Origin of the sequence: Serratia liquefaciens ATCC 27592 (genome assembly GCF_000422085.1) — a bacterium.
Taxonomy (GTDB): Bacteria; Pseudomonadota; Gammaproteobacteria; order Enterobacterales; family Enterobacteriaceae; genus Serratia; species Serratia liquefaciens.
The window spans coordinates 477,639-490,193 of the sequence record NC_021741.1; the positions used below are offsets into that span (position 1 = coordinate 477,639).

The 12,555-nt window shown below is 45.1% G+C and carries 11 protein-coding genes and 1 pseudogene; 5 read left to right on the plus strand and 7 right to left on the minus strand.

The window, feature by feature from the left end:
- Positions 1 to 168: 168 nt before the first annotated feature.
- Genes M495_RS02195 through M495_RS02205 form a run of 3 tightly spaced genes read right to left on the minus strand, consistent with a single transcriptional unit; the run spans position 169 to position 3,586 of the window.
- Positions 169 to 2,217, minus strand: coding sequence for an AAA family ATPase (locus M495_RS02195; RefSeq protein WP_020825030.1), 2,049 nt, complete (start codon positions 2,215 to 2,217; stop codon positions 169 to 171).
- The gene (locus M495_RS02200; RefSeq protein ID WP_020825031.1) at positions 2,214 to 2,678 is read right to left on the minus strand and encodes a hypothetical protein; all 465 of its coding nucleotides are present in this window, start codon (positions 2,676 to 2,678) and stop codon (positions 2,214 to 2,216) included. Before M495_RS02200 ends, M495_RS02195 begins: the two co-directional genes overlap by 4 nt.
- Before the next feature lie 2 nt (positions 2,679 to 2,680).
- The gene (locus tag M495_RS02205; protein ID WP_020825032.1) at positions 2,681 to 3,586 is read right to left on the minus strand and encodes a hypothetical protein; all 906 of its coding nucleotides are present in this window, start codon (positions 3,584 to 3,586) and stop codon (positions 2,681 to 2,683) included.
- Between the two features lie 514 nt (positions 3,587 to 4,100).
- Between M495_RS02205 and M495_RS25965 the strand changes: the two are divergent.
- From M495_RS25965 to M495_RS02225, 5 genes and pseudogenes are all read left to right on the plus strand, one after another.
- Positions 4,101 to 4,274, plus strand: a pseudogene (locus M495_RS25965) (Arm DNA-binding domain-containing protein); the annotation flags it as partial.
- Between the two features lie 166 nt (positions 4,275 to 4,440).
- A complete protein-coding gene (locus tag M495_RS02210; RefSeq protein ID WP_041414158.1) occupies positions 4,441 to 5,247 on the plus strand; it encodes an AraC family transcriptional regulator in 807 nt (268 codons plus the stop codon).
- Positions 5,248 to 5,294: 47 nt separating this feature from the next.
- A complete protein-coding gene (locus M495_RS02215) occupies positions 5,295 to 5,996 on the plus strand; it encodes a B3/B4 domain-containing protein (protein WP_201766290.1) in 702 nt (233 codons plus the stop codon).
- Complete coding sequence (locus M495_RS02220) at positions 5,993 to 6,604, plus strand: LysE family translocator (protein ID WP_041414160.1); 612 nt, start codon at positions 5,993 to 5,995, stop codon at positions 6,602 to 6,604. The genes M495_RS02215 and M495_RS02220 overlap by 4 nt, the downstream gene beginning before the upstream one ends.
- A 520-nt stretch (positions 6,605 to 7,124) precedes the next feature.
- Positions 7,125 to 7,760 (plus strand): carbonic anhydrase, encoded by a 636-nt coding sequence (locus M495_RS02225; RefSeq protein WP_020825036.1) that lies wholly within the window; start codon positions 7,125 to 7,127, stop codon positions 7,758 to 7,760.
- 133 nt (positions 7,761 to 7,893) lie between these two features.
- Here M495_RS02225 and M495_RS02230 read toward each other — a convergent pair whose 3' ends face one another.
- The 4 genes from M495_RS02230 to ascF form a co-directional block, all read right to left on the minus strand.
- Positions 7,894 to 9,012: an HNH endonuclease gene (locus M495_RS02230; RefSeq protein ID WP_020825037.1), complete on the minus strand. Its 1,119-nt coding sequence runs from the start codon at positions 9,010 to 9,012 to the stop codon at positions 7,894 to 7,896.
- Between the two features lie 254 nt (positions 9,013 to 9,266).
- Positions 9,267 to 9,458 (minus strand): hypothetical protein, encoded by a 192-nt coding sequence (locus M495_RS02235; protein ID WP_020825038.1) that lies wholly within the window; start codon positions 9,456 to 9,458, stop codon positions 9,267 to 9,269.
- A gap of 28 nt (positions 9,459 to 9,486) precedes the next feature.
- Positions 9,487 to 10,917: a 6-phospho-beta-glucosidase gene (locus M495_RS02240; protein WP_020825039.1), complete on the minus strand. Its 1,431-nt coding sequence runs from the start codon at positions 10,915 to 10,917 to the stop codon at positions 9,487 to 9,489.
- Positions 10,918 to 11,064: 147 nt separating this feature from the next.
- Positions 11,065 to 12,507 carry a PTS cellobiose/arbutin/salicin transporter subunit IIBC gene (gene ascF, locus M495_RS02245; protein WP_020825040.1) on the minus strand — a complete coding sequence of 481 codons (1,443 nt, stop codon included), beginning with the start codon at positions 12,505 to 12,507 and terminating at the stop codon, positions 11,065 to 11,067.
- Positions 12,508 to 12,555 lie beyond the last annotated feature (48 nt).

The window sequence follows — 12,555 nt, forward strand, 5'->3', positions numbered from 1 at the left end:
CCTTTGTGTCATGCATGAAATGTGCATGATAAAGTCAGAGCGCGTAGGCGAGGGAGTATTGCGCGCGCAGGACTAAACTCATACTTGTGAGAACTCTACTTTTAAAATCTGTGATGGAACTCCGGATCTTGTTATACAAAGGAGAGATGTAATTCTCTCCTCGTGCTTTTATAATTTTTCTATGATATTTTTATCAAAATGGAGTAAATTGACATTTAATCCTTCTATCATAGATAGTAAGTCTTGGAACTTCTCACTTGTTCCTATAATCACCTGTTTGTGAACTGAGTAGGTATTTGTCGTTGTTTCTATAAATGTTTTGAAATTTACATCTTTTGTTTCTTGCTGTCTCGGTTCGTCAAGAATTAAAAGTCCAAGATGATTTGTAATGATATCTCTTTCAAAAGTATCTAGCATTAACATAGAGTAAAGGTATGACCAAATAACTCTAATGTTATCACTGGCGGACGCTTCAGACCCAAGATCAACGCCATCAATGGATGGTTTATAAGTTTGTTTTGATATCTCGAAGTGTTCTATTGATGTACTTTTGTAACCAAATTTTTTTAAATAATGTTTAAAAGAATTTTCAAGTAAACTAAGCTTCTCTCTATCTTTGCTGCTAAAACCGTCATAGGGCAGCCTATCCAGAGCAGAGACGGATTCCTTCCATTCAATTATAATTGCCTGCAAGCTATCTTTTATCTCTTTCTCTTGCTGTAATAATATACAGAGTCTATCAATTTTGTTTTCTAGCTCTATCTCTCTTCTGATTTTTTCCCGGGTGGCTATGTCATCGGAAGAAATAAGTGATTTTCTTATCGATCTTATTTCGTGACGGATGGATTTTATACGCTCATTAATTATTTGCAGATTGCTTTTCTTGCTCTCGGTTTTTCTCCATTCACTTTTTTTCATATCCTCAAAAACGTTAAGTGTCTTCTCAAGGTATTTTATATTTTCGGATGTAGATAGTATTCGATTTTTATCAGTATCAGGTAGTAAGTTATCAATGACACTTTGATTACATGTTGGGCACAGACCGCGAATAAAACTAAATTCTTCTTCTGATCCTAATTGCTGCAGCTTTTCTATATCCTTGTACTTTCTTAGGCTTTCTTTTACATCAGTTATGCTTTTACTAATGGAGTTAAGATATTGTTGACTATTGTCAAAGTCACTTATTAATGTTGCGGCTGCATTCTCATTTTCGACTAAATATAGAGATAAATCTTCTATTCTACGCGATAGCTTATCGCTAATTATATTTTCATTTATTGACGGAGTATGCTCTTTATTTAATTCATTTAATTCCTCACGCAGTGTAATTATGTCGTTGTTTAAATATGTTTCTCTCTTTTCTTTGTCAAAACTGTATAAATCGCTATCATTATATATCTCACTTTTGATATTTAATTTTTCTGGTATTCTGTTTGATAAAAAGTAACCATAATTCTTAGCTTTAGACACTAATTCATTGATGCTATTTTCCCACCTCACCTCAAGATTTTTCTTCTTATCAAGAAAATGCTCCCGTTTCCTTCTTATTCTACTTACATCAAGATTTAGTGTGTACTCTATGATATTCTGAGATAGATCCTTTATACCAAGATAAGTTGGAATAACATTTAGTATTCCACCCCAGCCTCTAGTTTGCTCCACATAATTAATGGAGAATATTGATTCTAAATATAAAGGGCACTTAGTCCCATCGTACTTGACAACTTCAGGTTGAACAATGCCTAAAAAATTACTTAAAAAGAAATGAAATCCTCTTTCTCTTGAGGCGGAACCTGCATCTTTGAGGAAGAAATCACTCTTAATATCTAGGCCGCTATTGGCTATTTTATCGTAAGCGCAATCGTAAACAGAGACTAGTTTTGACGCTTCCTCGTCACTCTTTCTTAATACTGTAATTATATTTCCTGAGGCGTTTGAGATCTCTAAGAATACTTCAGTAATAATCACACTAACTTCTATACTATTGTTGTTTTTAAGTTTTGTCGTTAATGCTGATTTTAAGGGATTCTTTCTAGATGCTCCTAAAGTGCCTTCTAATCCAAGAGCGTATACAATTGATTGGATGCATGTTGACTTACCGAAGGAGTTTTCAGCACTTATTATATTTAACCCATCATTAAATTTTAGGTCTGCTCCATAAAAACCATCCGAGGTTTTCGTTTTTATAATTAGTCTATTTATCTTAAGATGGCTCATGCTACACCTCTAAAAAGTAGTTTATTAATATTGTCTTCAGTGAAATCTGATTTTTTTAGTGCCGCCATGAATTCTTTCTCATCGTTTAGCAATTCATCTGTATTTGATATTTTTTTATAAAATTCATTTCCTTTTTTGGTCAATGAAATGCTTTTTGATTCGTCTATTTTTAATATTCCCTCTCCTATTGCTAATGCTACTGCTCGGTCAACCAGTGGGTCAAATCTGATGCTGTAGTTTGAATCTAATTTTCGTTTGGTAAACTCTTCACGTTTGTCTTTAGATGCGACAATTGAATAGATAACTTGAATTTTTCTTAAATTGGATTTTGAGCCACGACAAAGATTTTTTAAAATCAATGTTATTATTGCAATTCTCCATATTGGCCTCAATTCTGGTTCTATAGGAGAACCATTTGACCTGAATGTCATTTTTTTAGGTGTTTCATCTAATATATTCATCGTCAAAAATCCAAATTACAACGCATGAGCCAATCGCCGATAACGCCTGTTGAAATGCATTTTAAATTATCTTTGTGTAATTTGCTAGCTTCAGATAACATCCCGTTTAGAAGTGCAATTTGTTTATTTGGAGGGGCTACCTCTGTGTCAAAAAAATCCAACCGTAATTCATTCTCTCTATTTATAATGGTATTTGAAATTTCTTGATGGAATGATGGGTAGTTTTCTTTTAAGTCTGACATTATGTTTTTATAACATACAACTTGGTTTAATAGGTGACTGGCCGCACTATTTACTTGCTTCTCATTATTTTTTAGTTTCATTAGCTTCTTGTGGATATTTTCGACAAATTCAGAGTTTTCATTTATTATTTTTTCAATCTCATCCCCATCTACCTCAGGTATGTCAATTTTCAATATCCTAAGGCCGGAACTTATTAATTCATTTTCTTCTGATTTTAAAGTTTGACGGTCCCATATTAATATTTTGAATTTTTCATTATCAATATATGGAAGATTTTCTTCGATAACTTCTTGTTCTTTTTTAGCTGCATGTATTGTAAGGTTTTTAGATACATGATTTGGAACAACTAAAATCCATCTGGATATTTTTATGTTATGAAATATTTTACCTAAAGAATTATCTTTATTCTTAATAAACTTTCCTATATCGGCTGTGATTTTGTCCCTTTGTTTCTCATATAAATCAGCAATCGCGCATGCTTCATCTGGACAGTAAGCCTGAAAAGCATACCCACCAGTCCAAAAACCCTCAATACCTGCATCACCATTATGTCCATCGGGAATAGGGATATAGTCGGCAATGCCGAATTTTATCCTTAGCAAGTCATTTACATGCATTTCCCATTCTTTACTTTCCCACACTTTATTTTTGTTTATTATGTCCATAATTAAAATCCCATCGTACAACTGCTCTTGCTTATAATTCCTATTTGATTAATTTCAAATGTAATTTTTTCAAAGACAATAGGAAGATTTATCATACTTCTTTACCATTGAGCCTATAGGGTTACAAGTAGATTCAAAGGGTTTACGATACTAGGGTAGCACGCCTTCACTAAATAGCACTAAAAGCTAAAATGGAACATGTGTGCTGATGCGAATTTGGATTAAGGGGTCATTTTGGTGGTCAATTAAAACTTTTATTTAAAATTTTAAATGAAAAACAAGGTGTTACTTTAATTTTACGAGTCCGGCCTTCGCACCATTAGTACAGCGCGAACAAGAAGCCACCGAGAGGTGGTTTTTTTGTGCCTAAAATCCAGCCCCGCAAGGTTTTTTCCTCACTTTATCACTCAATCTGAGTCAGCCTACATCAACTTACTGATGCGGATACAACCGCGGGTATATCCCGGTTCTATAATGTTTGTATTCACGCAGAACCCTTGAAAGGATACTCAACATGGCTCTGAGCGATGTGAAGGTTCGTACGGCCAAGCCTGAAGAAAAAGCCTATAAGCTTACTGATGGCGACGGCATAGTGTAGTGTTACTGGTTCACCTGGACGGTTCAAAAACACTGGTGCTTGCGTTATCGCTTTGAAGATAATGAGGAAATGCTGATGTGGGGTATTTACCACTGAGATGAGCGCAGAAAAATGATTCAGCGGTCGGTAGATTATATAAATGCGAACCGGGATATGGGGATTAGCCTGTTCGATTTCGCATAGAGTAGAGTAATGCTGTGAATTGAACACACCGTCACCGGTAGACAAAGCATACTTACCAATAGGTCTTTAGAAAATGAAGAAAGGACGCTTCACTACACTTCGCTGCGAGATGACAGGTGTACATGCCGTATCAGCGGATACTTCATTCAGCTTCGGACGTCATACTCATGACCAGTTCGGCATTGGCTTAATTGATCGTGGTGCTCAGGTGTCGATGAGCGGGCGAGGTATTGTTGAAGCCTGCGTGGGGGATATCATTACTGTTAATCCAGGAGAAGTGCATGATGGATCTCCGCTAGGTACAGAAAGCAGATCGTGGCGAATGCTTTATTTTGAGCCGGAAGTTCTGTCCGGAGTTATTCAGAGACAGACAGAAAGCAACATGGGTTGTGTTGAGCTGTCTAGCCCGGTTGTGCACAATCATGAATCAGCAATATATTTTTCAACACTCTTTCGTACATTGACGGATCCATGTGGGGGGGACAGCGAAATTGAACGAGAAGAAACTCTCCTCGTTTTGCTTACAAGCCTCCTCGGTTATCAGCATCAGGAGCGGGCTTGTGCTCCAAGAGCAATTGCCCTTGCGAGGGAACGTATTGATGATGACCCCTCATTAGCACTGTCACTCTATGAGCTTTCAGAACTTGGCGGTGTGAGTCAATTCCAGCTACTGCGTGGTTTTTCAAAAGTTACAGGATTCACTCCTCATGCTTACCTTATTCAGCGCAGATTACAGAGGGTAAGACAATTAATCGCTGGAGGTATGTCTCTTGCGGACGCATCGCATGCAGCTGGTTTTGCGGATCAGAGCCATATGACCCGGCTTTTTGTTCGTACATATGGCATTACGCCAGGAGCCTATGCTATGGCTATAAAATGAACTGCAATTTTATTCAATACAAATAGCCGTGACAGAGGGCATCTTTCTTGGAAACGTTCAAGAAGAGAGATCTGCCAATGTCATTACACTACGCTCCTGAAATCCGTTCACTGTTCGGACGACTCCACTCTGGCATAGTTACTGTTGATGGTATTCATTCGAATGCCAATCCTTCAGAGCAGATTGCATTTTTACATGATATTGCCGACAAGCGACTGGCAACTGCCAGTGAGGGAGAGTTTGTCGAAATCAAGGCCTGGCGGCGGGCTTATTCAACCCTGGGATTAAAACCAACACAATATCGCTGTGCGGCTGAGGCACTCCTGAGGCGCCATCGTAAAGGAGGTGAACTTCCAGAACTTCATCCTCTTATTGGCTTGTGTAATGCGGTTTCGCTCGCGTTTGCTATACCTGTCGCCGTGTTTGATCTTGATCGAGTTGCAGGGGAGATGACTGTTCGGCCAGCGAACGGCAAAGAATACTATGAGTCTTTTACAGGGGAGACTGAAAATCCTGAAGTAGGTGAGGTAATTTTTGTTGATACCTCCGGCCGGGCCCATGCTCGGCGCTGGACCCATCGCCAGAGTGGCTGGTCTGCCGTGAGTTCAACAACCTGCCGTGTGATGATTGTAGCCGAGGCCCTGCATGAAACGTCGCGTGAAGATATAGCAGCCCTCCTGTCTACGCTGACTAAGTTGTTATGTCAGATTTGGCCAGAAGCTTCAGTCAGTGTGGAGGGGTCATTGTGACGCCTGAGTTTCTACTTACCACATTCATTATCGTTGCATCTCCAGGTACCGGTGTGCTCTATACCATCGCGACGGGGCTTTCAGGCGGTGCACGTGTAAGTATGATTGCGGCACTGGGATGCACGCTGGGTATTGTTCCACACATGTTAACTGTTATTACAGGGCTTGCTGTATTGCTACATACAAACGAAATCGTATTTAAGATAATAAAATATCTTGGGGCGATATATTTGCTTTATATGGCATGGAAGACAATTAATGAAAAGAGAAAGCTTGATATTAATAGTGAGGTGAGAACTCAGAGTTACAGGCAGGTCATTACTTCAGCGATACTTATTAATTTACTTAACCCAAAGCTGTCAATATTCTTCCTGGCTTTCTTGCCTCAATTTGTTATTAAGAGTGATATCTCACCGGTAACTCAGATGCTGCAGATGAGTCTAATTTTCATGGCTATAACTTTCTTTGTGTTTATGCTGTATGGAGTATCTGCAGCCAGAGTGCGAGAGTATGTTGTTGCAAATGAATCTGTGCAGCGGTGGGTATTAAGATTCTTTTCTGTTTCTTTTTTCATACTTGCGGTTAAATTGGCATTAATGGAAATTTAAACATGAATAGCTTTAGTGATAAGCGCATTAAATAATATTTTTATATTGCTTTCAAATTATAAATTACAGGTGTGATCATACCAAAAAACCTAAGTAGGAATTATGATATCTGATCTGAATGACATAGATGTGCTCTTTGTAGCAGGCTTTAGTCCCATCACTCTTGATACAGATCTAAGCACGGTATTTTATAAAGATACACTTCGCTTACCTTTAAAAATATGGAAGGCAATAACGATGATTTGCTGACGGGCGTTAATGTATATGGAGTAAAGCATTTTGCACTTTGGCCTCTGTCTCCGGCCGCACAGTCCTGTTTTGGTACAGAAAAATGGCTGGGAGATGTGCCTATTGCTCGGGGATAGCTCGAATTTGAAGTTTTAGTTGATCACTAGGTCATTGCCACTTTTGCTGGCAGGTCCCGCAGTGCCTTGAACGTTCATTTCGATCCAAGAGATGCTGGACTAACCGGGAGTGATGATTATCATGTTATCGATACTACCGATCCAGAGAGCGTGTTATGCAACATATCATTGAAGGTTTCCTCAGCTTCCAGAAAGAGATTTTCCCACAGCGTAAGGAACTCTTCCGCAGCCTTGCCTCCAGCCAGAACCCTAAAGCGCTTTTTATTTCGTGTTCTGACAGCCGCCTGGTGCCCGAGCTTGTGACACAGCAAGACCCGGGGCAGCTTTTCGTTATCCGTAACGCAGGCAACATCGTGCCTTCCTTTGGCCCGGAACCGGGCGGGGTGTCAGCGACCATCGAATACGCAGTGGTGGCACTGGGCGTTACGGATATCGTGATTTGCGGCCACTCGAACTGCGGCGCCATGAAGGCGATAGCTTCTTGCCAGTGCCTTGACCCGATGCCGGCAGTGGCCCACTGGCTGCATTATGCTGACGCCGCCAAAGCGGTGGTAGAGAAGAAAACGTGGGATAACGAAATCGACAAAGTTAACGCTATGGTCGAAGAGAACGTTATCGCCCAGCTTAATAACATTAAGACTCACCCTTCCGTTGCCGTGGGTCTGCGCAACAACGGCCTGCGTCTGCACGGCTGGGTGTACGACATCGAAAGTGGCGAGATCCGCACGCTGGATAAAAATACGAAGAATTTCGTTTCGCTGGCAGATAACCCTGAAGTTCACTTCGAATAAAGCGATGCCAGGCCTTGGCGATGACATTGAATCCACGCTCCGGCGTGGATTTTTTTATAGGTAGTTACTTGCTCCCCGTTTCTTTAAGCACCACCCTCGAAACACTTCTACTCCAATAGTTTTTAAATAATGACTATTTAAAACTCGCCTCTTTCAGCTCTAACTTCACCATCAAAGTCTGGTTCAGCGCTTTCCCATCTACCCCACTGTGTATCCGACGGTGGCAGGTAGGGCAGATGGCGCCAACCCACTGGGGGTGATCGGGGCCTTCATCGGCTAGGCGTTTTGTGTGGTGAGGCTCCAGGTAGGGTTCGCCATTCTTTTTCATGAACGGAGCCGGTTTATCGCATGACTCACAGATGCCATTGGCGCGTTGAAGTACGTATTTTTTCACGTCCTCGCTGCGTTTGAACCAAGAATTCTTGCTGTCACTTTCTTTACGCTGGCCCGTCATCATGGATGATTTTATGGCCTTGGCGCGTAGCTGCTCGAGCGTTTCTTTCTTTTGGTCTATTTCTGATGTAGTGGTGTCATTGTCAACGTCTTGAGCGGAATATACCCGGAATAAATTAAAAATGATCCCTTGCCTCATTTTTTTCTCGGTATCTAGACATTGGGTGTAATTCCATGAATCGCACTCAAACAATCCAACAAATTTTACGCCAGTACGTTTTTTATTATATTCAAATAAAAGTATATCCCTACCATTATCTTTATGGTCTCGGATGTGTTTATTACCGTTAGTAAACGCCATATCACCGTTTTGGCCTTCTCCCGTGTAGGAGAAGTGGTCGTCGGTAGACCATCCATCTTTGTACCCATGAGTTTCGCCAATCTCACCAGTAAAAATGAAAATCACGGGGAATTCTTTTGGTGTCGATATTCCACCCTGCTCTTGTCCACCGTAGAGGTTATGGAGGTCTTTACGCTTGTAAAGTTTACCTTTTTCTAATTTCTCCAGAGGGTGTGGTGTTTCAATCACCTCGAAGTCAAGGTTTTTAAATGCTTGAATGACTGTTTCTAAATTAACATTGAATTTTATTTTATCTGATGGTTTTCCAAGCTTGAGAATATAATCTGCTGTGGCGATACCATTAATGTCGTACAGGGATTTATTATAACGGACCTTGTGTGTTCTTATTTTTTCAATTTTATTTTTCTTAAGGAAATCATCATAACCTTGATTATTATATTCGTTGATTGCATCTAAAACAGCATCTTTTGAAGATAACATTGCGATCTTAATAGCCAAAACATTTCCCTCATTGCAGAACGAATTCTGATCAATGCGTTTGCGTACTGCCAGCGGCCATGCGTCGTTATCCAGCAGTTAACTCATCGATTTATCGAATGCGTTAACTATGCCAGGCCACGGGGGAAATGCCTACCTTCGTGAATGTGTTTATCGTGATGTGTTAGTCAGATCTATGAGATTTACCGGAGTGATAAGAACGGTATAAAACTAATACCGTTCTTATTATTTATTTTGGTTTTTATTTTAACTTATCAGCTCTGACACTCCATCTCGCGCAGCGCGCGGCCATAGAGGTTACACAGTGCCGGTACTAAGTGAGCCGCCGCGTTGAGGTAGTGATTCAGCTGTTCCCACTGGGTGTCGTCGGATTGCGGGTTATTTTGCATAAGTTCACCGAACAGCAGCAGGCCGTGGCAGAATCCTTCGGCCTGTTCGGCTCGCAACAATCGCCTTTATCGCCCCCACCCCCCATCACCCCAAATCCCCCCCATTACTGGCAATCACCTGCTTGTACCACCAGAAAGATTTCTTGCGCGTGCGGGCGAGGGTACCGTTGCCGTGGTCGTCGCGGTCGACGTAAACCAGGCCGTAGCGTTTGCTCATTTCCCCGGTCGATGCCGCCACCAGGTCAATGCAGCCCCAGGTGGTGTAGCCCATCACCGGCACGCCGTCGGCGATGGCGTCGGCCATGGCACGGATGTGTTCCCGCAGGTAGCTGATGCGGTAATCGTCGGCTATCTCGCCGTCGGCATTGAACTCGTCGTGCGCGCCCAGGCCGTTTTCCACCAGGAACAGCGGTTTTTGGTAGCGGTCGTACATCATGTTCATGGTGATGCGCAAACCCAACGGGTCGATGCCCCAGCCCCAGTCGCTGCGCGGAATATGCGGGTTGGTCAGGGATTTCACCACGTTGGCGGCGCTGCTGTTGTTGTCGTTCATATCGGCAGACGCGCAGCGCGAGGCGTAATAGCTGAAGGAGACAAAATCGACGGTGTTCTTCAGAATTTCGGCGTCACCTTCCTCCATCACGATGCTTACGCCTTTCTCGCGGAATACCCGGGCAGAATAAGAAGGGTAGGCACCGCGGGCCTGCACGTCGATAAAGAACAGGTTCTCGCGGTCTTTCTCCAGCGCGGCCCACACGTCTTCCGGCTTGCTGGACCAGGGGTAGAAATTGCCGCCCGCCAGCATGCAGCCCACCTGGTTGGCGGGGTTCACCTCGTGGGCGATGCGGGTTGCCAATGCACTGGCCACCAGTTCGTGGTGTACGGCCTGGTATTTTACCTGCTCGGGGTTCTCGCCTGCCTCAAACACCAATCCTGCGCCGGAGAACGGGCTGTGCAGCACAATGTTGATCTCGTTGAAGGTGAGCCAATACTTCACCAGCCCGTCGAAGGCTTCGAAGCAGGTGCGGGCATAGCGGGTGAAAAACTCCACCATTTTGCGGCTGCGCCAGGAGCCGTATTCGGTCACCAGGTGCATCGGCACGTCGAAATGGCACAGCGTCACTAGCGGTTCGATGCCGTATTTGCGGCACTCTTTGAACAGGCTGCGGTAGAAGGCGATGCCTTCCGGGTTGGGCGTCAGCTCGTCGCCGTTCGGGTAAATCCGGCTCCAGGCGATGGAGGTGCGGAACACGCTAAAGCCCATCTCCGCCATCAGCGCGATGTCATCGCGGTAGCGGTGGTAAAAATCAATCGCGTCGTGGCTGGGGTAAAACTCGTCTTCGCGCAGGGTAAAGCGCTTCTCCAGGCCAAGCTTTACCGGCATGCGGTTGGGGCCATGCGGGATCATGTCAACCGTGGTCAGCCCTTTGCCACCCTCGCGATAGCCCCCTTCCGACTGGTTGGCGGCTAAGGCGCCGCCCCATAAAAACCCTTGCGGGAATGTTGAATCAGACATGCAATCCTCAATTACCCGTCATACTTGAAGTTGCATCTGTGTTGGCTGCGCCCGCACACCCCAGTCACTTAGCTGACTAAGCTCCTGGGGATGTACGGCCTTGCCGCCGTGATGCAACACCAATTATGTAGGGTAAAAAATAGTGTGTTAATGGGTAGCGTTAGCGGTATTGGCCGCAGGCGCGGTTGTCGTTGGGGCCTCTTCGCTTTCCGGAATGTCTTCAAAGCCCAACAGCAGCGTGAGCACGAATGACAGCACCACGGAAAGCACCATCACGCCGCCGACCCAGACAATGCTCATCGGGTTCGACGGGTCAAAGAACTGCACGCTGGTGAACAGACCGGGTGAGGCCATCGAATGGCTGGCTAATCCGCCAATGCCGGCGACGGCGCCGCAGATAAAGCCGCTGATCAGGCTAGCGATTAATGGGCGTTTGAGCCGCACCGCCACGCCGTACAGCGCCGGTTCGGAAATGCCCGCCACAATGGCGGAAGCGGCGGCGGCCAAGGCGGTCTGGCGCAGCTCGCGGTTCTTGGTTTTGAACGCCACCGCCAGCGAAGAGCCGCCGAGCGACAGGTTGGCGCCAATCTCCGAAGGCATCACCATGCCTTCTTTGCCGGTTTCGGCGATGGTCTGAATGATGGTCGGGGTGAAGACTCGGTGCATGCCGGTCATCACCAGCAGCGGCCAGATAGCCCCCATAATGGCGACGGAAAGCCAGCCCAAATAGCCATGCACGGTATACACCAGCGCCGAGATACCGCTGCCGATCCAGATGCCCAACGGGCCGATCAACACAATTGCGATCGGCGCGGCGATCAGCACAATCAGCATCGGCTTAAGGAAGTTCTTGGTCACCGCCGGGGTGATGCGATCGACCCATCGTTCGATATACGACAGGATCCAGGTCATCACCAGCGCCGGGATCACCGTGTAGGTATATTTCACCGCCGTCACCGGAATGTAGGCGAACTCCACCGCCTGGCCCTGCGCCGCCTTGGCCATTAAGTCGATAAAATTAGGGTGCAACAGCACACCGGCAATGGCGATCGCCAGCGACATGTTGGTTTTGAATTTGAGGGCGGCCGACGCGGCGACCATCACCGGCAGGAAGAAGAACGCGCCGTCGCCAATCACGTTGAGGATGATCAGCGTCGACGAGCCTTTTTCGAACAGGCCAGCCATATCCAGCATCATCGCCAGCAGCTTCACCATCGAACCGCCGATGATGGCCGGGATCAGCGGCGACATGGTGCCGACCAGCGCGTCGAGGATCCCGGCGCCAATGCCTTTCAGGGTGATTTTGCGCTTTGCCGGTGCGGCCGCGGGGGCGTTACCCGGCATGCCGAGTGCCAGCACCGCCTGATAGGCTTTCGACACTTCGTTGCCGATGATCACCTGGCACTGCTCGCCGCTGTGCACCACGCCCATCACGCCGCTAATCGCTTTGAGTCTTGGCGTGTCGATCAGCGCCTTGTCTTTCACCACGAATCGCAGGCGGGTCATGCAGTGCGTAACGGCTTCGACGTTCGCGCGGCCGCCCAACGCATCCACGATGGCGTGCGAGATCTCTGTGTAGTTCTTCGGCATGGAATATCGTCTCTAAGATATGAATTCGGATTGCCCAAAGGCTCACTT

Excerpts from the sequence above, each read along its gene's own strand:
- M495_RS02205 (WP_020825032.1), bottom strand. The coding sequence starts at position 3,586 with ATGGACATAATAAACAAAAATAAAGTGTGGGAAAGTAAAGAATGGGAA.
- M495_RS02200 (WP_020825031.1), bottom strand. The coding sequence starts at position 2,678 with ATGAATATATTAGATGAAACACCTAAAAAAATGACATTCAGGTCAAAT.
- M495_RS02210 (WP_041414158.1), top strand. The coding sequence starts at position 4,441 with ATGAAGAAAGGACGCTTCACTACACTTCGCTGCGAGATGACAGGTGTA.
- ascF (WP_020825040.1), bottom strand. The coding sequence starts at position 12,507 with ATGCCGAAGAACTACACAGAGATCTCGCACGCCATCGTGGATGCGTTG.
- M495_RS02225 (WP_020825036.1), top strand. The coding sequence starts at position 7,125 with ATGCAACATATCATTGAAGGTTTCCTCAGCTTCCAGAAAGAGATTTTC.
- M495_RS02195 (WP_020825030.1), bottom strand. The coding sequence starts at position 2,217 with ATGAGCCATCTTAAGATAAATAGACTAATTATAAAAACGAAAACCTCG.
- M495_RS02240 (WP_020825039.1), bottom strand. The coding sequence starts at position 10,917 with ATGTCTGATTCAACATTCCCGCAAGGGTTTTTATGGGGCGGCGCCTTA.